The sequence below is a fragment of the Ensifer adhaerens genome (genome assembly GCF_002940685.1).
Taxonomy (GTDB): domain Bacteria; phylum Pseudomonadota; class Alphaproteobacteria; order Rhizobiales; family Rhizobiaceae; genus Ensifer; species Ensifer adhaerens_E.
Map to the genome: position 1 here is coordinate 22,420 of NZ_PNFP01000001.1, position 20,639 is coordinate 43,058.

The window sequence follows — 20,639 nt, forward strand, 5'->3', positions numbered from 1 at the left end:
TACTGAGATGTTTGGCAAACGCGGAAACGAAGGCTTCGGCAAAGGCGGTACCCCGGGTTCCGCCCCTCCGCCGATCGTGACTGCTGTGCAAGCGCCGGTGGTCGAGCGTGTCGTCCCGGTTCTGGCCGATACGCCGTCCGCAAGTTCGAGGGTGCAGCCGCCCGCCCCGCCGGCTAGGCGGCGTCAGGCGCGCACGGAAGACTACTACGACACGAAAACGCAGGTCTTTTCCGCGCTGATCGATACGATCGATCTGTCGCAACTCGCCAAGCTCGACACCGAGAGCGCGCGCGAGGAAATCCGCGATATCGTCAACGACATCATCACGATCAAGAATTTCGCGATGTCGATCTCCGAGCAGGAGGAACTGCTCGACGACATCTGCAACGACGTGTTGGGTTATGGTCCGCTCGAGCCTCTGCTCGCCCGTGACGACATCGCCGACATCATGGTCAACGGCGCCGGCCAGACCTTCATCGAAGTCGCCGGCAAGGTGCAGGAATCGGAGATCCGGTTCCGCGACAACGCGCAGCTTCTTTCGATCTGCCAGCGCATCGTCGGCCAGGTCGGCCGCCGCGTCGATGAATCGAGCCCGATCTGCGACGCCCGCCTGCCGGATGGATCCCGCGTCAACGTCATCGCCCCGCCGCTCGCCATCGATGGCACGGCACTGACGATCCGCAAGTTCAAGAAGGACAAGCTGACGCTCGAGCAGCTCGTCCGCTTCGGTTCGGTCACGCCGGAGGGCGCCGTTCTCCTGCAGATCATTGGCCGCGTCCGCTGCAACATCGTCATTTCCGGCGGCACCGGTTCGGGCAAGACGACGCTGCTCAACTGCCTGACGCGCTATATCGACACGGACGAGCGGGTGATCACCTGCGAAGACACCGCCGAGCTGCAGCTGCAGCAGCCGCACGTCGTGCGGCTCGAAACCCGCCCTCCCAACATCGAAGGCGAGGGCGAGATCACCATGCGCGATCTCATCAAGAACTGCCTGCGCATGCGGCCGGAGCGGATCATCGTCGGCGAAGTGCGCGGTGCGGAGGTCTTCGACCTGCTCCAGGCGATGAACACCGGCCACGACGGGTCGATGGGGACCATCCACGCCAACACGCCGCGCGAATGCCTGAGCCGCATGGAATCGATGATCGCGCTTGGCGGTTACTCGCTGCCGGCCAAGACCGTGCGCGAGATTATCGCAGGCTCGGTGGACGTGATCATCCAGGCCTCCCGCCTTCGCGACGGTTCGCGCCGCATCACCCACATCACCGAGGTCGTGGGCATGGAAGGCGACGTGATCATCACACAGGACCTGATGCGCTACGAGATCGACGGCGAGGATGCAGGCGGACGGATCATCGGCCGCCACGTCTCGACCGGCATCGGCCGACCGCATTTCTGGGACCGCGCCCGCTACTTCAACGAGGACAAGCGCCTGGCCGCGACCCTCGACGCGATGGACAAGAGCTAGGAGCTGCGATGTTCGGGATAGACATCACCGTTCTGGCGTTGGCCGCCCTGGTCGCCATATCGGCCGCGGCGCTTGCCTACGGCCTGCTGTTCTCGCGCATCGAAAGCGAAAAGAAGGCGGAAGGCCGGGTGCGCAGGATCAGCGCCGCGGAAACCGACCGTGCCAAGGTGAAGGCTGCGCGCGACCGCGTCAGCGAGCTGTCGAAACGACGAAAATCCGTCCAGGATTCGCTGAAGGAACTGGAAAAGAAACAGCAGGAGCGCTCGACCAGGGCGGCACCTTCGATGAAGGTGCGACTGACCCAGGCGAACCTGTCGATCTCCATCGGGCGCTTCTACCTGTTCAGCGCGCTCTTCGGCCTGTTTGCCTTTCTGGTGGTGCTGACGCTGGGGACCGGGGTCGCCATTGGCCTCGGCATCGCCGTGATTGCCGCTCTCGGCCTGCCGCGCTGGTTCGTCGGCTTCCTGATCAAACACCGCTGCAAGAAGTTCCTCGAAGAGTTCCCGAATGCGCTCGAAATCATGGTCCGCTCGATCAAATCGGGGCTTCCCCTCAACGACGCGCTGCGCCTCATCGCCTCGGATGGCCAGGAGCCGGTAAGGACGGAGTTTCGTCGCGTGGTGGAATCCCAGCAGGTCGGCTTGAGCGTTCCCGAGGCCTGCGCTCGCATGGTCAACAGCATCCCGCTGCCGGAAGTGAATTTCTTCGCCATCGTCATCGGCATCCAGGCGCAGGCAGGCGGCAATCTGTCCGAAGCGCTCGGCAACCTGTCGAAGGTTCTGCGCGAGCGCAGGAAGATGCGGGCGAAGGTCAGCGCCATGTCGATGGAAGCCAAGGCTTCCGCCTGCATCATCGGCGCCCTGCCGTTCATCGTCGCGCTTTTGGTCTACCTGACATCGCCCACCTACCTGATGGTGCTGTTCACCGACCCGCGCGGTCATCTGATCATCGGTGGCGGCCTGTTCTGGATGAGCATCGGCATCTGGGTGATGCGCAACATGATCAACTTCGACATCTGAGGGGGCGGCGATGAGCACGAACCTGATCAAGACCCTGACCGATCCCAACGTCGTCATCGCCGTTCTCGTTTCGCTCGCCGTGCTCGCGACCATCTATTCGTTGATCGTACCCTTCTTCGAGCGCGGCGACCTCGGCAAGCGGATGAAGTCGGTTGCGACCGAACGCGAGCAGATCCGGGCACGCGAACGGGCGCGGCTTGCGGCCGACGTTCAAAACGGCCGGGCAGCCCTGCGCGGGCAGAACAACGCCTCCATCCGGCAGATCGTCGAACGCCTCAACCTGCGCTCCGCCCTTGTCGACGACAACACGGTCAACCGCTTGAAGATGGCCGGCTTCCGTTCGCAGAACGCTCTCAACACTTTCCTGTTCGCGCGCTTCTGCCTGCCCTTCCTGTTCCTGCTGGTCGCGCTCGTCTACATCTTCGTGCTCGGCAACTTTGTCGACAAGCCGTTCATGGTGCGGCTGTTCTTCGCCATCGGCTTTGCCTATCTGGGCTTCTATGCGCCGAACATCGCCGTGACCAACGCCATCTCCAAACGGCAGGCGTCGATACGCCGGGCCTGGCCGGATGCGCTGGATCTCCTGCTGATTTGCGTCGAATCGGGCGTGTCGATGGAGCTCGGCATGCGTCGTGTCGCCGACGAGGTGGCTTCGCAGTCGCAGCCGCTGGCGGAAGAGCTGGTGCTGACGACGGCGGAACTGTCGTTCCTGCCCGAGCGCCGGGCGGCGCTTGAAAACTTCGGGCAGCGCACCGGTCTCGAAGAGGTCAAATCCGTGGTCCAGGCGCTGATCCAGGCGGACCGCTACGGCACGCCGATCGCCCAGGCCCTGCGCGTCCTTGCGCAAGAAAGCCGCGACCAGCGCATGACGGCCGCCGAGAAGAAGGCCGCAGCGCTGCCGCCGAAGCTGACCGTGCCGATGATCCTCTTCTTCCTGCCGGTGCTGATCGCCGTCATTCTCGGACCGGCAGGCATCCAGGTCGCCGACAAGTTCTAGGTCACACCGATCGAAGGCGTTCCGGCTGTCACTCCCTTAGAAAGTACCGAGCGGATGCGGCCGCGGCGCCTGCCATCCGGCAGCGCGGCTGTCGCTTCTCAAAAGCTGCCGGTCGGGAAGGTTGCTTGGGCGCTTGTTTGATAGGGCGGGCCATGCAGATGCGCGCGGCTGCCTTCGAATGGCAACAGGCGAAAAGTCGGAAGCTTAAAGCGCCAAAAGCGTGCGCGGGGGATCGCGACCAGCCCTAGTTGGCGACCTTCTTTTCGTCGGCCTTGGCGAGTTCCTTCCATGCGCCCTGCTGCGACAGCATCGAGCGCAGATAGGCGACGTTCGCTTCCGCCTGTTCGCTGGAAAGCTCCTGGCGGGCGATCGTCTCGGCTTCCTGGAAGCGCCCCTGAAGGCCGACGGCGAGCGCCAGGTTCTGACGCACGCTGCTGTCGGCGCCGGGCTGGCTCGCCGCCGACTTGAAATAGGTTTCGGCCGTACGCAGATCCTTGGTCAGGAGATAGGACATGCCGAGATTGGAGAGCACCGACGGTTCGTTCGGCTTGAGATCGAGGGCTTCACGATAGCGCAGGCGCGCTTCCTGGGCCCGGCCCAGCTGGTCGAGGATCGCGCCCTCGGCCGATTTCAGCTTCCAGTCCGGCCGGTCGGGCGTCTGCGCCCGGCCGATCGTCGCAAGCGCCTGCTCGAGCTGGCCGGCGGCGGCCTGTGCCTTGCCGTAGGCGCCGAGCACCTCACGGTCGGACGGGTGGTTGATCGCGACCTGCTGCATGACGGCGAGCGCCTGCTCGTTGCGGCCGGTCATGCGCAGCACATTGGCGTAGTTGAGCCCCGCTTCGCGGTCTTTCGGGTTCTTCTCGTAAGCCTGGCCGATGCTTTCGGTCGCTTGCGACAGTTCCGTCGCCGTCATCGACTGCACCGGCTTCGATGTGCGCGCGATCGAGCCCGTCGTCAGTTCCTTCTTCGGCTGGTTGGCGCAGCCCGCAAGCGAAAGCGCCAGGAGCGCCATGGCAGCACCCTGGCACAGTCGAGCGGCGGTGAAGGATGAGATCGTGCGTTTGGCCATAGGTGTCCCCAGCATGCATTCGCGCACCTGAACTTCAGACAACACCGGCGCAACTTTCACTCCAGCAATAATCTGTTAACCCTAACAGAGCGTTAATGGCGCGATTCCATCTCTGTCAGCCGAGGACTTTCATGGCTCCCTATCAGTTCATCGAGCGGCCGTCGCCGTTCAACACCAGCGCCGGCAAGACCCTGCCGATCTTCGCCGTCACGCCGGCGCATATCGAGACGGGGACGATCGACCCGATCGCTTTGGACTGGGCGCGCAAGGCTGGCTTCACGGCCGAATCCGGTGCGGTGCTGTTGATTCCGTCCGCCGACGGCCATCTCGGCGGCGCGCTCTTCGGCCTCGGCAGCAACCCGTCGGAAGCGCCGTTTCTTGCCGGCAAGCTCGCGCGGGCGCTGCCGGCGGGCAAGTGGCACGTCGAAACCGCGCCGCTCACCGCCAACCGGCTGGCGCTCGGCTACGGCCTCGGCTCCTATCGCTTCGAGCGCTACAAGTCCTCCAAGGGCGAGCCGCCGACGCTTTTGATCCCCGCCGACGCGGATGCGACCGACATCAAGCGCCAGCTCGCCGGTGTGTTCCTGGCGCGCGACCTCATCAACACGCCGACCAACGACATGGGGCCGGAAGCGCTCGAAGCGGCGTTTCGCGCGCTCGCCGCCCACTATAAGGCCGATGTCTCCGTCATTACCGGCGAGGCGCTGCTGACGCAGAACTTCCCACTGGTCCACACCGTCGGCCGCGCCAGCGCCGAGGCGCCGCGGCTCATGGAGCTGCGCTGGGGCAAGAAGGGCCACAAGAAGGTGACGCTCGTCGGCAAGGGCGTGTGCTTCGATACCGGCGGTCTCGACATCAAGCCGGCGGCCTCCATGCTGCTGATGAAGAAGGACATGGGCGGTGCCGCCAACGTGCTCGGCCTGGCGCTGATGATCATGGACGCCAAGCTCAAGGTGGACCTGCGTGTCATCGTGCCGGTGGTGGAAAATTCGATCTCGGCCAATGCCTTCCGGCCGGGCGACATCTATCGCAGCCGCAAGGGGCTCACGGTTCAGATCGACAACACCGATGCCGAGGGCCGGCTGATCCTGGCTGATGCGCTCGCCTATGCCGATGAAGAAAAGACCGACCTGCTCGTCGACATGGCGACGCTCACCGGCGCGGCCCGCGTGGCGCTCGGCCCGGACCTGCCGCCCTTCTTCACCGACGATGCCGATCTCGCCCATGATCTCTCCGAGGCGAGCCTCGAGGTGGACGATCCGATGTGGCGCATGCCGCTCCACAATGGCTACGACAAGGATATCTCGGCCCGTATCGCCGACCTGACCAATGCGCCGGCCGGCGGCATGGCCGGGTCGATCACTGCCGCGCTCTTCCTCAGGCGCTTCGTCACCAACGCCAAGAGCTGGGTGCATTTCGACATCTTCGGCTGGGCCCAGTCCGAACGGCCGCATTCGCCCGTTGGTGGCGAGGCACAGGCGATCCGCGCGCTCTACCAGCATATCCAGAAGATGGCGAAGTAGCTGCACTCGGCATATCCCGCGAAAGAAACGCTTGCGTAACGATCCGCCGCTATCGTGGCGGATCAGTATCACGCGTAGGAGCCGCCATTGCCGATCGAGCTAACGCCCTCCCAGGCCCTCGGGCTTTGGCATTCGGTGTCGCTCGCCCAGGTCCGCGTCGACAGCCGCGATCTGACCTTGCGCCAGCTGGCGATCCTCCTGCACATCTACCTCGTGCCGCCGCCGCACACCGTGCGCGGGCTGGCGGCGACGCTTGGCGTCACCAAGCCGGTCATCACCCGTGCGCTCGATACCATGGGCGCGCTTGGCCTTGTCGATCGCGCCCGTGATGACCGCGATCGCCGCAACGTCGTCATCAAAAGGACAGTCGAGGGTGCTCTCTATCTTGAAAAATTCGGTGATCTGATCATTGATCAGGGCCGCAAACAGCTGAAGTGAGTAGCCATGTCGACACTGCCCGATCGCCGCCTGAATGCCTATCGCCCCGATCTCGCGGAGAGCCGCCTTCGCGGTGTCGTGCAAGCCGAACGATACGTCGAGGGCAGCGTTGCCCGGATCTCGGTTCCGGTTGCGCCGCTGCGGGCGAAACCCGACCTCACCTGCGGGACCGATACCGAACTGTTGCTCGGCGAATCGGTACGGGTGCTCGACACCAGCGAGAGCTGGTGCTGGGTGAAGGCCGATCTCGACGGCTATGTCGGCTACCTGCCGGAATACTGCCTCGCGCCGGTGGTCAGGAGCCCGACACATATCGTCTCCGCGCCGCGCACCTTCGTCTATATCGGTCATGATCTGCGCTTTCCGACCGTCTATCCGCTGTCGATGGGCAGTCGGTTGACGGTTGTCGATGAGCGCGAGACCCGGGGAACGCGCTATTTCCTGCTCGACGGCGGCCAGGCGGTCATCGCCAATCACTGCATCGAGGTCGGCAGTGTCGTGCCGGGAGACTATGTCTCGGTCGCTGCCCGCTTCGTCGAAACGCCCTACCTCTGGGGCGGTCGTTCCGGCTTCGGCATCGATTGTTCAGGCCTCGTGCAATTGTCGATGATGATGGTCGGCAGGCAAGCGCCGCGCGATTCCGACATGCAGGCGACGGGGCTGGGAACGCCGATCGCGCGCGAAGAGCTCACGCGCGGTGACCTCGTCTTCTGGAAGGGCCACGTCGCGCTGATGGAGGACGACGAAACCCTGATCCACGCCAACGGCCACACGATGACTGTCGCGCGAGAGGGGTTGGAAGCCTCGATCGAGCGGATTGGTTGGCTCTATGAGCAACCGACGGGCTATCGCCGCCCCTGATCCGGTAGCCGGCCGCCGCGGCAGGCCGGCGCGTCATCAATAGCCGGCTACTTTATCAACCACATGTTCGAGCGCCTGTCCGCTTTCGAAGCGCGCGATCTGCTGCTCCACATGGCGGAAGAGCGCCTTGACGTCGGAGGATGCCGCCACGTGTGGCGTGACATAGACGTTGGGCATCGTCCAGAAGCGGCTGTCAGTCGAAAGTGGTTCCTGCTCGAAGACATCCAGCGAGGCGCCGCCGAGAACGCCGCTGTCGAGCGCCTTGAGGATATCGGCTTCCACCTGGCTGCCGCCGCGGCCGGCATTGATGAACACGGGCGCGCCGAACGGTCCGTCGCGGCTCAACCGGGCAAACAGGCGCAGGTTGAAGATGCCGCGGGTATCCGGCGTGAGCGGCAGCAGGCCGACGAGAAAATCCGTGCGCGCCAGGAAGGTGTCGAGTTCGTCGCCGCCGAAGGTCTCGATGCCGGCGACGTCGCGCTTGCCGCGCGACCAGCCGATCACCTTGAAGCCCATGGCCGAGAGCTTGCGGGCGGCGTCCTGGCCGAGCACGCCCATGCCCATGATGCCGACGGTGATGTCGGCGGCTTCGGGCTGGGTCAGGTCGCGCCATTCGCGCCTTGCCGCCTGCGCCTCGTAGGCACGGTGCTGACGCAGGTGCAGAAGGCACTGCATGACCACCCACTCGCTCATGCGCGTCGTCAGCGTCTGGTCGACGAAGCGCACCAGCGGCACCTCGGGGAGACCGGGCAGCGTCAGCACATGATCGACGCCGGCGCCGCCGGAGAACACCACCTTGAGGTCCGGCGCCCGGTCGAAAAGATCCGGTGCCGACTTCCACACCACCGCATAGTCGATGCCGGAGAGGTTGCGGCTGTGGTGCACGGCATCGGCTCGGTTGATCACCTCGCGATCGGGGAAAGCGCCGCGAAGCGCCGCCTCGACTTCCTCTGGAATGAATTTCAGATCGACGATGACGGGGCTCTTTGCGGACATTCGGACACCTATTGGCGGATCGCGGTCAAGTTGACGGCTTCGAGGTTGAAGGCGGCGGCCATCAGGGCCTTGGTATAGTCCTGGCTCGGGTCGTTGAAGATGCGCTCGGCCGGGCCCTGTTCCACCACCTTGCCCATGCGCATCACGATCATCTCGTTGGCAAGCGCGCGTACGACCTTGAGGTCGTGGCTGATGAACAGATAGGCGAGATCGTGTTTGCTCTGCAGGTCGCGCAACAGATCGACCACCTGCGCCTGCACGCTCATGTCGAGCGCCGATGTCGGTTCGTCGAGCATGACGAATTGCGGTTTCAGCACCATGGCGCGCGCAATGGCGATGCGCTGGCGCTGGCCGCCGGAGAACTCGTGCGGATAACGCCAGCGGGTCGAGGGATCGAGGCCGACCTCTTCGAGCGCTGCGGCGACCCGGGCATCACGTTCGTTGTCCGAAAGCGCGCGCTCGTGGATTTTCAGCCCCTCGGCAATGATGTCGGCCACCGACATGCGCGGGCTGAGCGAGCCATAGGGATCCTGGAAGACGATCTGCATCCGGTTTCGAAGCGGACGCATCTCGTTGAAGCTGTAGCGGTCGATGTCCTTGCCGATGAAGGCGATGCGGCCCTTCGACGAGATCAGCCGCGTCAATGCCAGCCCGAGCGTCGTCTTGCCTGAGCCGGATTCGCCGACGACGCCGAGCGTCTGGCCGGCGCGAAGCTTCAGGTCGATGCCGTCGACCGCCTTCACATGGTCGACCACCTTGCGCAGGAACCCGGCCTTGATCGGAAACCACACCTTCATGTCGGAGGCTTCCATCACGATCGGCTTCGATGCGTCTGATGGCGGCGGGTTGCCCTTCGGCTCGGAGGCGAGCAGATGGCGGGTATAGGCGTGCTGCGGGTTGGCGAAGATCTCGGCGGTCGGCCCGGTCTCGACGATCTTGCCCTTGGTCATCACGCAGACCCGGTCGGCGATCTTGCGCACGATGCCGAGGTCGTGGGTGATGAACAGCATCGACATGCCATGCTCGTCCTTGAGCGTCTTCAGGAGCTCGAGGATCTGCGCCTGCACGGTGACGTCGAGCGCCGTCGTCGGCTCATCGGCGATCAAGAGCTCCGGCCGGTTGGCGAGCGCCATCGCGATCATCACGCGCTGGCGCTGGCCGCCCGAGAGCTCGTGCGGATAGGCGCTGAGGCGCTTCTCCGGCTCGCGGATGCCGACCTGGTTCAAGAGTTCGAGGATGCGCGTGCGTCGCGCTGCGCCCTCCAGCCCCTGATGCAGCTCCAGGATCTCGCCGATCTGCCGCTCGATCGAATGCAGCGGGTTGAGCGAGGTCATCGGTTCCTGGAAGATCATGGTGATGTCGTTGCCGCGCGCATGGCGCAGCTCGGCATCGCTGGCCTTCAGCAGATCCTTGCCATTGAAGACGATCTCGCCGCTCGGGTGGCTGGCGGACGGGTAGGGAAGCAGCTTCAGGATCGAATTGGCCGAGACCGATTTGCCCGAGCCGGATTCGCCGACGAGCGCCACCGTCTCCCCGCGTTTGATCTCAAAGGAGATGTGGTCGACGGCAACGGAGGTGTTGCCGCCCTGGTGAAAGGCGACCGAGAGGTCGCGGACCGAGAGAATTGGATCTGTCATCGTCGCGCTCACCGGAACGTCTTTCTCGGATCGAAGGCATCGCGCGTCGCTTCGCCGACGAAGATCAGCAGCGACAGCATCAACGACATGACGCAGAAGGCCGTCAGCCCGAGCCAGGGCGCCTGCAGGTTGGATTTGCCCTGGGCGATCATCTCGCCAAGTGACGGCGATCCCGGCGGCATGCCGAAGCCGAGGAAGTCGAGCGAGGTCAGAGTCGTGATCGAACCCGAGAGGATGAAGGGCAGGAAGGTCAGCGTCGCCACCATCGCGTTCGGCAGGAGGTGGCGATACATGATCGTGCCATTGCCGACGCCGAGCGCCCGCGCGGCGTTCACATACTCGAAATTGCGCGCCCGCAGGAACTCGGCGCGCACGACGCCGACGAAGCCGACCCAGGAAAACAAGAGCATGATGCCGAGCAGGATGAAGAAGCCGGGCGGCAGGATCGCGGCGATGATCAACAGGATGTAGAGCACCGGCATCGACGACCAGATCTCGATGAAGCGCTGCATCAGGAGATCGGTCCAGCCGCCGAAGTAACCCTGGATGGCGCCGGCGGTAACACCGATCACCGCCGAGGCAATGGTCAGTGTCAGGCCAAAGAGCACCGAGATGCGGAAGCCGTAGATCATCCGCGCAAAGACGTCGCGGGCCTGGTCGTCGGTGCCGAGCCAGTTGAGGTTGCCGACGATGCAGTTGCGATCGTTGGTCTTGTCCGGATAGGCGGAGCAGCGCTCCTCCTTGTCCATCAGCCAGAAGGGCTTGGTCGGTGCCGAATGCGGGATGTTGGAATTGACCGTCTGATAGGAATAGCGCACCGGCGGCCAGATCATCCAGCCATTGGCCTCGATCTCGTCGCGGATGAAGTCGGAGCGGTAGTCGGTCTCGGCAAGAAAGCCGCCGAACCTTTCCTCCGGATAGTCGATGACGACGGGGAACAGAAGCTCGCCCTTGTAGGAGGCGACAATCGGCCTGTCATTGGCGATGAGCTCGCCGACCAGGCTGAGCCCGAACAGCGCCAGGAACAGCCAGAGCGACCAGTAGCCGCGTCGGTTCGCCTTGAAATTCTGCCAGCGGCGCTGGTTGACCGGCGAGAGCCAGCCACGCGGAGCCGCAGCCGTCGGGGAAGCCGTCACATCAGCCATCAGACATCCCTCCGCTCGAAGTCGATGCGCGGATCGACCCAGGTGTAGATGAGGTCCGAAAGCAGGCTGACGAGCAGTCCCATCAGCGAGAAGATGAAGAGGGTGGCAAAAACGATCGGATAGTCGCGCTTGACGACGGAATCATAGCCGAGGCGCCCGAGGCCATCGAGCGAGAAGATGTATTCGATCAGAAGCGAGCCGGTGAAGAAGGCCGAGATGAAGGCGCCGGGAAAGCCGGCGATGATGATCAGCATGGCGTTGCGGAAGACGTGACCATAGAGCACCTGGCGGTCGGTGAGCCCCTTGGCCCGCGCCGTCGTCACATACTGCTTCTTGATCTCGTCGATGAACGAGTTCTTGGTCAGCAGCGTCGTCGTCGCGAAGGCCGAAAGCAGCAACGTCACGAGCGGCAGCGTCATGTGCCAGATGTAGTCGAGGATCTTCTGCCACCAGGGCAGATCCCAGAAATTGTCGGAGACGATGCCGCGCAGCGGGAACCAGTCGAAGAACGAGCCGCCGGCAAAGACGACGATCAGCAGGATGCCGAAGAGGAAGCTCGGCACGGCATAACCGACGACGATGATGCCGGAGGTCCAGACGTCGAAGGCGGAGCCGTCGGACACCGCCTTCTTGATGCCGAGCGGGATCGAGATCGCGTAGGAAAACAAGAGGATCCAGAGACCGAGCGAGATCGAGACCGGCATCTTCTCCTTGATGAGATCGATGACCGAGGTGTTGCGGAAGAAGCTCTCGCCGAAATCGAAGCGCATATAGTTCCACATCATCGTGGCGAAGCGCTCGAGCGGCGGCTTGTCGAAGCCGAACTGCTTTTCGAGTTTGGCGATGAATTCCGGGTCGAGCCCTTGAGCGCCGCGATAGCGCCCGCCTTCGTCGCCGCCGGCTTGCATCAGGTCGCCGCTGCTGCCCGACAGGCGATCGGAGCCGCCGGCATTGGTGAGGTCCGAAATCACCTGTTCGACCGGGCCGCCCGGCGCGAATTGCACCACGATGAAGGAGATCGCCATGATCCCGAAGATCGTCGGGATCATCAGAAGCAGGCGGCGCAGGATGTAGGCACCCATCAGGCGAGCCTTTCGATCGACGTGTGGGCGCGGGCCCGGACCGGCGAAGCGTCGGCATGCCGTCTATGATGTCTCAATCCCTGTGTCTCCTTGCGGGGCCCGCATCGGGGCCTGTTTCAGTGATTCGTTTTTTTGCATTTGGAATCGAGACGCCATTCGAGCGCAAGGACTTCATTTGGGGGAGGCGTTTTTCGACCACCAGATCGTCGGGAAGCCGATCGCGTAAGTCGGAAGTTCGGCGGGACGGGAAAATTTGTCCCAGTAGGCGATGTTCATGTCGCGCTTGTAGTAAAGCGGCACGACGTAATTGTGGGCGAGCAGCACGCGGTCGAGCGCCTTGGTCGCCGCCACCAGCGTGTCGCGGTCCTTCGCGAAGATGACCTTGTTGATCAGCGCGTCGACACCCGGATCGGCAATGCCGGCATAGTTTCTGGAACCCTGTTCCGTGGCGGAACGCGAACCCCAGTAGTCGAGCTGCTCGTTGCCGGGGCTCAGCGTCTGTGCCCAGACGATCCACGTCATGTCGTAGTCGAAGGCGCGTGTCCGGTTGGTGTACTGCGAGGCATCGACGGTGCGCACACGCGCGTCGATCCCGATCTTCTTCAGGTTCTGGGCATAGGGAAGCGCCACGCGCTCGAGCGTGTCGCTGCTGAGCAGGATCTCGAACGAGAAGGGCTTGCCTGTCTTTGCCTCGACCATCCGGTTGCCCTTGAGCTCGAAGCCGGCCTCCTTCAGGAGCGCGATCGCCTGGCGAAGGTTGTCGCGTCCCGCCTGCGGGGTGCCGCCGACCGGGTTCTTGTACGGTGCCGTGAACACTTCCGGCGGCACCTTGTCCTTCACTTCCTCGAGGATCGCCAGCTCCGCGTCCTGGGGCAGGCCCGACGAGGCAAGATCGGTGTTCCAGAAGTAGCTGTCGACGCGCGTATACTGGTTGTAGAACACCGTGCGGTTCATTTCCTCGAAGTCGAGGGCAAAGTTCAGCGCCTGGCGCACCCTTTCGTCATTGAAGGGCGCCCGGCGCATGTTCGGGACCAGGGCCTGCATGACGCCGGTGGCCCGCAACGGATTGGGCAGGCTCTCACGCTTGACGCGACCGTCCTTGACAGCCGGGAAATCATAACCGGTCGCCCAGCGGGCCGCGATGTTCTCAAGCCAGTAATCGCTGTTTCCCGACCGAAACGCCTCGAACTCGACATCCCGGTCGCCGAAGAAGGTGTAGCTGATCGAGCCGAAATTGTTCTGACCGACATTGACGTTCAGTGATTTGCCCCAATAGTCGTCTCTCAGCTCGTAGCGAACGGACGCGCCGGCCGAAAATGCGGCGATCTTGTAGGGGCCGGATCCCATCACCGGTTCCAGCGTTGTCTTGGTGATGTCGCGCGGCTTGCCGTCCGGTCCCTGCCCTTCCCACCAGTGTTTCGGTAGAATCTGCAACTGGCCGAGGATGTTGGGCAGCTCGCGGTTGTTCTTCTGGTCGAAGTGGAAGGTGACGTCGCGTTCGCCGGTCTTTTCCGCCGAGGTCACGTGCTTGTAATAGTTGGCGTAGAGCGGATCGAGCTCCTTGCTCTTGTCTAGGCTGAAGACGACGTCTTCCGGGGTCACAGGCTTCCCGTCCGCCCACTTGGCTTCCTGCCGCAGGCGGAACGTGGCGGACGAAATGTCTGCGGGGTACGATACGCCTTCCGCCAGCAGCCCGTAGCCGGTGGAGATCTCGTCGTCGGCGGATTTCAGCAATGTGTCGAAGACGAGCGCCAGTCCCACTGCGGGCTGTCCCTTGTCGAGAACCGGGTTGAAGGTGTCAAAGGTTCCGGTGGTCGACAGTTTGACGTCGCCGCCCTTCGGCGCCTCGGGGTTGACGTAATCGTAGTGGGGGAAATCCGGGGCGTATTTCAGCTTGTCGATGAGGGAGAGGCCGTGATGCCAATCGGCGTGGTCGGCTTGCGCTGCAGGAGGAAGAAGGAGAAGTGTCGCTGCCAAAAGCGGCGCTGCAATCCCAGATTTCACGATCCTGCAGAAGTGTGGCATCCAGCCTGTACCCCTTAAATTCAATGTTCTTTTTCGCGAGCATAGGCCAAATCCGGGCAATTGACAGGCACTGCCGCAAATCAGGCGAATTTTTTGAGTCACATCGAGGTGAGGCGCGTGATTCACAAGGCTGAGGCAACGACGGGGCCCTACATTGGGGGCTCGCTGGGTCTGGCGGCCGTGCTCCGCACCGGCGAGACAAACGGGACGAGATTCAATGATTGCTCCATTTCGACGTTGCGGCTCGGCGTTTCTTGCGCTGTTGCTCGGAACAAGCCTTCTGATCGCCGATAGCGCCGCGGCGGACGAAACGCCGGCCAAGACGCTCTTCGGTGCCAAGGCTCTGCCTGCCGAGATGGCGGCAAATTCCTACGGCTTCTATGCGAAAGGATGCCTTGCCGGCGGGGTCGCCATTCCGACCGACGGGCCCACCTGGCAGGCGATGCGGCTGTCGCGCAACCGCCGCTGGGGCCACCCGCAGATGATCGCGCTGATCGAGCAGTTTTCCCACGACGCGGCCGACAAGGTCGGCTGGCCGGGGCTGCTGCTCGGCGATATCTCGCAGCCGCGCGGCGGGCCGATGCTGTCGGGCCACGCCTCGCACCAGATCGGGCTGGATGCCGATATCTGGCTGACGCCGATGCCTCAGCGCACGCTCACCTATCGCGAGCGCGAGGACGTCTCCGCGACCTCGATGCTGCAGAAGAACAAGTTCCTGACGGTCGATCGGTCGATCTGGACGCCGAAGCACGCGCAGCTGATCATGCTGGCGGCGAGCTATCCGCAGGTGGAGCGCGTCTTCGTCAATCCGGCGATCAAGAAGAAGCTTTGCGATACCTGGACGGGCGACCGCACCAACCTCGGCAAGGTCCGGCCGATCTACGGCCACGACTACCACTTCCACATTCGCATCAAGTGCCCGGCGGGCGCGTCGACCTGCAAGGACCAGGCGGCGGTGCCGGAAGGCGATGGCTGCGACAAGTCGCTGGCCTGGTGGTTCACGGACGAGCCATGGGCGAAGCCGACCAAGAAGCCGGACGCAAAGCCGGTCAAGCCGAAGGTGACGACGCTCGCCGATCTGCCGAAAGCCTGCGCTCTGGTGCTGAACGGCCCGGCGCCCGCTTCGGAAGCGGCCGTCACCTATGGCACGGCCTATCGGGCCGCCGCACCGGTCGCGGCGACCGAAAGCATCGAGCAGGTGATCGGCGCTTCCGGCGACGTTCCTCCGGCCGATATCCCCGTGCCGATGGCGCGTCCGGCGCTGCAATAGGGCAGGGACGCGGGCAATGGGGAGGCATCAGCCTTCCCAATCCCGCGGCGCTCATGTATAGGGCAATCAAATCGATTTAAATACGGATGCGAGGCCCGCAATGGCGGATCGGAAATGTGTTGCGCTGATCGCGCATGATCAGAAGAAGGACGATCTTGCCGCCTTTGCCAAGGCGCACGAGGACGTTCTGAGCGACTGGCGCATCGTCGCCACTGGCACGACCGGCGGCCGCGTCCTCGACGTTTGCCCGGGCCTCGATATCACCCGGCTGAAAAGCGGGCCCCTCGGCGGCGACCAGCAGATCGGCGCGATGATCGCCACCGGCGAGGTGCAGTTGCTGATCTTCTTCGTCGATCCCCTGACCGCCATGCCGCATGATGTCGATGTCAAGGCGCTGATGCGTCTCGCCATCGTCTACGACATTCCGATGGCGCTCAACCGCGCAACGGCCGAGCAGTTGATCGACCTGAACCCCAGATGATTCGGGCAATCGCCTCTCGGCGGGCGGATGCGAACTGAAATCCTCCCGCACTTTTCCTCGTCCCGCTCTGTCTGATAGACAGTCCAGCAAACCAAGATGACGATCAGGATGGATCTTGCGATGTCCGGCACCAGTGAACACAGCTTTCCCTTTCCGATCCTGATCGGCGATATCGGCGGCACCAATGCGCGGTTTGCCTTGCTCATCGACGCCTTTGCCGAGCCGAAGCAACTGCCGCCGATCAAGACCGGCGATTTCGAGACGATCGAGGAGGCGCTGCAAAAAAGCATTCTCGACAAGACCTCCGTGCAGCCGCGCTCGGCGATCCTGGCGGTGGCCGGTCCGATCCGTGGCGACGAAATTCCGCTGACCAATGCCGGCTGGGTCATCCGGCCGAAGGACATGCTTTCGAGCCTTAGCCTCGAAGACGTGCTTGTTATCAACGATTTCGAGGCGCAGGCGCTCGCCGTGGCTTCCCCTGCGGACGAGGACCTGGTCCAGATCGGCGGCGGCAGCATCAGGCCGCTGACCTCGCGCGTCGTGCTCGGTCCGGGAACCGGCCTCGGCGTCGGTGGTCTGGTCTTTGCGCAGCACACCTGGTTTCCGGTGCCGGGCGAAGGCGGCCATGTCGACATCGGCCCGCGCACCGAGCGCGACTTCCAGATCTGGCCCTTTCTCGAGCCGATCGAGGGCCGCATGGCGGGCGAGCAGATCCTCTGCGGTCGCGGCATCATGAACCTATACCGCGCCGTCTGCGCCGCCGATGGCGTGGAGCCGGTACTGACCGATCCGGCTGAAGTGACGACGCATGCGCTCGCAGAAAGTGACCGCGCAACGATCGAGACCATCTCGCTGTTTTCGACCTATCTCGGGCGGGTCGCCGGCGACATGGCGCTGATCTTCATGGCCCGTGGCGGCGTTTTCCTTGCGGGCGGCATCTCGCAGAAGATCCTGCCGGCGCTCATGAAATCGCCCTTCCGCGCGGCCTTCGAGGACAAGGCGCCGCACTCGGCGCTGATGCGGACGATCCCGACCTTTGCCGTCGTTCATCCGATGGCAGCGCTCTCGGGATTGGCCGCCTTTGCCCGCACGCCGACGGATTTCGGTGTGGCAACTGAGGGACGCCGCTGGAGAAGCTGAACCTCTTGCGTGCGCAAAGACTCGCCAAAGCGGCATCAAACCACTATAGAGCCCCGGGAAAGATCGGGCCGGGTATCGGCTCGTCAGATAGGTTCCAGGGAAGACGGGCTTTTTGAGCGCCAGCAATAAAAAACAGCACGCGGTCGACTCCGATACGATCAGCGGAATTCTGAAGCGGGTTATCGCAGAAAACGGTCGTGACCACATTCGCGGCTATGCTTTTGCCATCGGCTGCCTGGCCGTGGTCGCCGCGACGACCGGTTTTACCGCCTCGATCATGGAAACCGTGATCAACGAGGCCTTCGCCAACAAGCGGGCGGACATCGTTCTCTACGTCTGCGGCGCGATCCTCGGCGCCTTCGTGTTGCGCGGCTTTGCCACCTACGGCCAGGCTGTCGCGCTTTCGAAGATCGGCAACAACATCGTCGCACGCTACCAGCGTCGTCTTTATGCCCATCTGATGGCGCTCAGCGTCGGCTATTTCAACGAGACCCGATCGGCGCAGCTTGCAGCCCAGATCAGCCAGAACGTCAGCGGCATCCGCGACGTGCTCAACCTGACCGTCACCTCGATCGCCCGCGACCTGCTGACGCTGATCGGCCTGGTCGGGGTGATGTTCGCCAAGGACTGGTTGCTGTCGATCATCGTCTTTGTTGCAGCACCGCCCCTGCTCTTGGGCCTGCGCTATGTGTCCAGGCGCCTGCGTTCGGCCACGCGCGAGGCGATCGAAGTCAACAGCCGCGTTCTCGGCGCGATGCAGGAAACCATTCAGGGCATCACCATCGTCAAGGCCTTTACGATGGAGAGCGAGCTCCGCGGCAAGGTCGAGACGATCATCAGCCGGGCCGAGAACCGCGCCAACCGCATCGCCCGGTTGAGCGAGCGCACGGCGCCGATGACCGAAACCTTCGCCGGCCTCGCGATCTCGGCCGTGCTTGCCTATTCGGCGTTCCGCGCCATCTATGCCGACGTGCCGCCCGGCGCCTTCTTCGCTTTCGTCGTCGCCCTGCTGATGGCCTATGATCCCGCCCGCCGTCTGGCGCGGCTGCAGGTCTCGCTCGAGCGCGCCGCCGTCAACGCCCGCATGGTCTATGAGATCCTCGACACCGTGCCGCACCAGCGCGACAAGCCCGACGCCAAGGAACTGGCCTTCACGAGTGCGGCCGTCGAGCTGCGCGACGTGCGCTTCAAGTATGCCAATGGCGACGAGGTGCTGAAGGGCGTGAACTTCGTCGCCGAGGGCGGCAAGACGACGGCGCTCGTCGGCCCGTCCGGGGCCGGTAAGTCGACGGTCATCAGCCTCATTCCGCGCTTCTACGATCCGGCCTCCGGCCAGATCCTGATCGACGGGCAGGACATCGCCGACGTCACCAAGCAGTCGCTGCGCAAGGGCATCGCCTATGTTTCGCAGCAGCCCTATCTTTTCGAAGGCTCTATCCGCGACAACATCCGCTACGGCCGCATCGAAGCGACGGATGCCGAGGTGGAGGAAGCCGCACGGCTCGCCTACGCCCATGATTTCATCCTGGCGCAGCCCCAGGGCTACGATACGCCGGTTGGCGAGAACGGCATGACGCTTTCGGGCGGCCAGCGCCAGCGCCTGTCGATCGCGCGCGCACTCGTGCGCAACGCCCCGATCCTGCTGCTCGACGAGGCCACCTCCGCGCTCGACACCGAGTCGGAACTTGCCGTGCAGAAGGCGCTCGACCACGCCATGAGCGGGCGTACGGTCATCGTCATCGCACATCGTCTTTCGACCGTCGTCAATGCCGACAAGATCATCGTCATGAAGGATGGTTCCGTCGTCGAGGAAGGCACGCATGTCGATCTTGCACGGCGGCCGGACGGTCTCTACGCTCGCCTGCACAATCTCCAGGGCCAGTCGCCTGACGGCGAAACGCCCGAAGCGCCGGCCGGCGTCGAAATCCACTAGCGGACAGAAGGAAATCACCGATGGGCGCGAACGATATGAAGCTCGTGGTGGTGGGTGCGGCGGGCCGTATGGGCCAGACGTTGATCAGGACGGTCCACGCGATGGAGGGCGTTCGCCTGCATGCGGCGGTCGAGCGTCCCGGCTCGGTCTTCATCGGCCGCGACGCCGGTGAACTGTCCGGCCTCGGCCCGATCGGCGTGCCGGTCACCGATCGGCCGCTGGAAGCCTTCGTCGAGGCCGAGGGCGTGCTCGATTTCACCGCACCGGCAGGTTCCGTCGAGTTTGCCGCTCTCGCCGCCCAGGCCCGCATCGTCCATGTCATCGGCACCACCGGCTGCTCGGCCGCCGACGAGGCGAAGATCCAGGCTGCCGCCCGCCATGCCCGCATCGTCAAATCGGGCAATATGAGCCTCGGCGTCAACCTGCTTGGCGTGCTGACGGAGAAGGCGGCGCGCGCGCTCGGTCCGGCCGATTGGGATATCGAAATCCTCGAAATGCACCACAGGCACAAGGTCGATGCCCCCTCGGGCACGGCCCTGCTTCTCGGCCAAGCGGCGGCGACGGGGCGCGATATCGCGCTTGCCGAGCATTCCGTGCGCGTGCGCGACGGCCATACGGGACCGCGCCCGGCGGGCACGATCGGTTTTGCCACCCTGCGCGGCGGCTCGGTCATCGGCGAGCACTCGGTCATTCTTGCCGGCGAAGGCGAGCAGGTGACCTTGTCGCACAGTGCCACGGACCGTTCGATCTTCGCGCGCGGTGCCGTCACCGCCGCACTCTGGGCCCGCAACCAGAAGCCCGGTTTCTATTCGATGCTCGACGTTCTCGGGCTCAACTGACCTTTCCACTCTCAAGTCTCAAGGGGAATTCGACATGAGCGGTACTCTCGTCCTCGTCCGGCATGGCCAGAGCGACTGGAACCTGAAGAACCTGTTCACCGGCTGGCGTGATCCGGATCTGACGGAACTCGGCGTCGAGGAAGCCAAGGCTGGCGGCAAGGCGCTTGCCGACTACGGCATCAAGTTCGACATCGCCTTCACTTCGGATCTCGTCCGCGCCCAGCGTACCTGCCAGTTCGTGCTCGACGCCGTTGGCCAGTCGTCGCTGGAAACCATCCGAGACCAGGCCCTGAACGAACGCGACTATGGTGATCTCTCGGGCCTCAACAAGGATGACGCGCGCGAGAAGTGGGGCGAAGAGCAGGTGCATATCTGGCGCCGCTCCTATGACATTCCGCCTCCGGGCGGCGAGAGCCTGCGCGACACCGGCGCCCGCGTCTGGCCCTATTACCTGACCGAGATCCTGCCGCGTGTGCTGTCGGGCCAGAAGGTCCTGGTCGCTGCCCACGGCAACTCGCTGCGCTCGCTGGTCATGGTGCTCGACCGCCTGTCGAAGGAACAGATCCTGAAGCTCAATCTCGCGACCGGCGTGCCGATGGTCTACAAGCTCAACGCCAATTCGACCGTCGCTTCCAAGGAAGTGCTCGGCGACATGTCCGCCGCCCACTGAGCGCTGACAGACAGGGAATGAAAAAAGGGGCGCCGAGCGCCCC

18 protein-coding genes are annotated in these 20,639 nt (G+C 63.9%); 12 read left to right on the plus strand and 6 right to left on the minus strand.

All coding sequences use genetic code 11. The features are described from left to right. Positions 1 to 7 precede the first annotated feature (7 nt). The 3 genes from C1A35_RS00120 to C1A35_RS00130 are packed head-to-tail and all read left to right on the plus strand — an operon-like array spanning position 8 to position 3,487. A complete protein-coding gene (locus C1A35_RS00120; protein ID WP_199772823.1) occupies positions 8 to 1,471 on the plus strand; it encodes a CpaF family protein in 1,464 nt (487 codons plus the stop codon). An 8-nt stretch (positions 1,472 to 1,479) separates the two neighbouring features. Beyond that, complete coding sequence (locus C1A35_RS00125; protein WP_104662371.1) at positions 1,480 to 2,490, plus strand: type II secretion system F family protein; 1,011 nt, start codon at positions 1,480 to 1,482, stop codon at positions 2,488 to 2,490. A gap of 10 nt (positions 2,491 to 2,500) precedes the next feature. Then, on the plus strand, positions 2,501 to 3,487 hold the full coding sequence (locus C1A35_RS00130) for a type II secretion system F family protein (RefSeq protein WP_104662372.1): 987 nt from the start codon (positions 2,501 to 2,503) through the stop codon (positions 3,485 to 3,487). Between the two features lie 244 nt (positions 3,488 to 3,731). Here C1A35_RS00130 and C1A35_RS00135 read toward each other — a convergent pair whose 3' ends face one another. Next, complete coding sequence (locus tag C1A35_RS00135) at positions 3,732 to 4,556, minus strand: tetratricopeptide repeat protein (RefSeq protein ID WP_104662373.1); 825 nt, start codon at positions 4,554 to 4,556, stop codon at positions 3,732 to 3,734. Between the two features lie 131 nt (positions 4,557 to 4,687). On the opposite strand from C1A35_RS00135, the gene C1A35_RS00140 reads away from it, so the two are divergent. The 3 genes from C1A35_RS00140 (at position 4,688) to C1A35_RS00150 (ending at position 7,378) form a co-directional block, all read left to right on the plus strand. Further along, positions 4,688 to 6,079, plus strand: coding sequence for a leucyl aminopeptidase family protein (locus C1A35_RS00140; protein ID WP_104662374.1), 1,392 nt, complete (start codon positions 4,688 to 4,690; stop codon positions 6,077 to 6,079). An 87-nt stretch (positions 6,080 to 6,166) separates the two neighbouring features. Beyond that, the gene (locus C1A35_RS00145; RefSeq protein ID WP_104662375.1) at positions 6,167 to 6,517 is read left to right on the plus strand and encodes a MarR family transcriptional regulator; all 351 of its coding nucleotides are present in this window, start codon (positions 6,167 to 6,169) and stop codon (positions 6,515 to 6,517) included. A gap of 6 nt (positions 6,518 to 6,523) precedes the next feature. Next, a complete protein-coding gene (locus C1A35_RS00150) occupies positions 6,524 to 7,378 on the plus strand; it encodes a C40 family peptidase (protein WP_104662376.1) in 855 nt (284 codons plus the stop codon). Positions 7,379 to 7,414: 36 nt separating this feature from the next. On the opposite strand, the gene C1A35_RS00155 is transcribed toward C1A35_RS00150, so the two are convergent. The 5 genes from C1A35_RS00155 to C1A35_RS00175 all read right to left on the minus strand — a co-directional run bounded on the left by C1A35_RS00155 (position 7,415) and on the right by C1A35_RS00175 (position 14,263). Next, positions 7,415 to 8,374 carry a 2-hydroxyacid dehydrogenase gene (locus tag C1A35_RS00155; RefSeq protein ID WP_104662377.1) on the minus strand — a complete coding sequence of 320 codons (960 nt, stop codon included), beginning with the start codon at positions 8,372 to 8,374 and terminating at the stop codon, positions 7,415 to 7,417. Between the two features lie 8 nt (positions 8,375 to 8,382). Next, positions 8,383 to 10,011 carry an ABC transporter ATP-binding protein gene (locus C1A35_RS00160; RefSeq protein WP_104662883.1) on the minus strand — a complete coding sequence of 543 codons (1,629 nt, stop codon included), beginning with the start codon at positions 10,009 to 10,011 and terminating at the stop codon, positions 8,383 to 8,385. Positions 10,012 to 10,019: 8 nt separating this feature from the next. Beyond that, positions 10,020 to 11,156: an ABC transporter permease gene (locus C1A35_RS00165; protein ID WP_104662378.1), complete on the minus strand. Its 1,137-nt coding sequence runs from the start codon at positions 11,154 to 11,156 to the stop codon at positions 10,020 to 10,022. Continuing rightward, complete coding sequence (locus C1A35_RS00170; RefSeq protein ID WP_104662379.1) at positions 11,156 to 12,238, minus strand: microcin C ABC transporter permease YejB; 1,083 nt, start codon at positions 12,236 to 12,238, stop codon at positions 11,156 to 11,158. The genes C1A35_RS00165 and C1A35_RS00170 overlap by 1 nt, the downstream gene beginning before the upstream one ends. A 171-nt stretch (positions 12,239 to 12,409) precedes the next feature. Further along, a complete protein-coding gene (locus C1A35_RS00175; RefSeq protein ID WP_104662380.1) occupies positions 12,410 to 14,263 on the minus strand; it encodes an extracellular solute-binding protein in 1,854 nt (617 codons plus the stop codon). A gap of 217 nt (positions 14,264 to 14,480) precedes the next feature. On the opposite strand from C1A35_RS00175, the gene mepA reads away from it, so the two are divergent. The 6 genes from mepA to C1A35_RS00205 all read left to right on the plus strand — a co-directional run bounded on the left by mepA (position 14,481) and on the right by C1A35_RS00205 (position 20,596). Further along, positions 14,481 to 15,533, plus strand: a complete 1,053-nt coding sequence (mepA, locus tag C1A35_RS00180) for a penicillin-insensitive murein endopeptidase (RefSeq protein WP_104662381.1) — start codon at positions 14,481 to 14,483, stop codon at positions 15,531 to 15,533. 100 nt (positions 15,534 to 15,633) lie between these two features. After that, entirely contained in the window at positions 15,634 to 16,014 is a 381-nt protein-coding gene (locus tag C1A35_RS00185) for a methylglyoxal synthase (RefSeq protein WP_104662382.1), read from the plus strand. A gap of 120 nt (positions 16,015 to 16,134) precedes the next feature. After that, positions 16,135 to 17,154 carry a glucokinase gene (locus tag C1A35_RS00190; protein WP_104662884.1) on the plus strand — a complete coding sequence of 340 codons (1,020 nt, stop codon included), beginning with the start codon at positions 16,135 to 16,137 and terminating at the stop codon, positions 17,152 to 17,154. Between the two features lie 112 nt (positions 17,155 to 17,266). Then, positions 17,267 to 19,087 (plus strand): ABC transporter ATP-binding protein, encoded by a 1,821-nt coding sequence (locus C1A35_RS00195; RefSeq protein ID WP_104662383.1) that lies wholly within the window; start codon positions 17,267 to 17,269, stop codon positions 19,085 to 19,087. A 20-nt stretch (positions 19,088 to 19,107) separates the two neighbouring features. Then, positions 19,108 to 19,926, plus strand: coding sequence for a 4-hydroxy-tetrahydrodipicolinate reductase (gene dapB, locus C1A35_RS00200; RefSeq protein ID WP_104662384.1), 819 nt, complete (start codon positions 19,108 to 19,110; stop codon positions 19,924 to 19,926). 34 nt (positions 19,927 to 19,960) lie between these two features. Further along, positions 19,961 to 20,596 carry a 2,3-bisphosphoglycerate-dependent phosphoglycerate mutase gene (locus C1A35_RS00205; RefSeq protein WP_104662385.1) on the plus strand — a complete coding sequence of 212 codons (636 nt, stop codon included), beginning with the start codon at positions 19,961 to 19,963 and terminating at the stop codon, positions 20,594 to 20,596. The last annotated feature ends 43 nt before the right edge of the window (positions 20,597 to 20,639 follow it).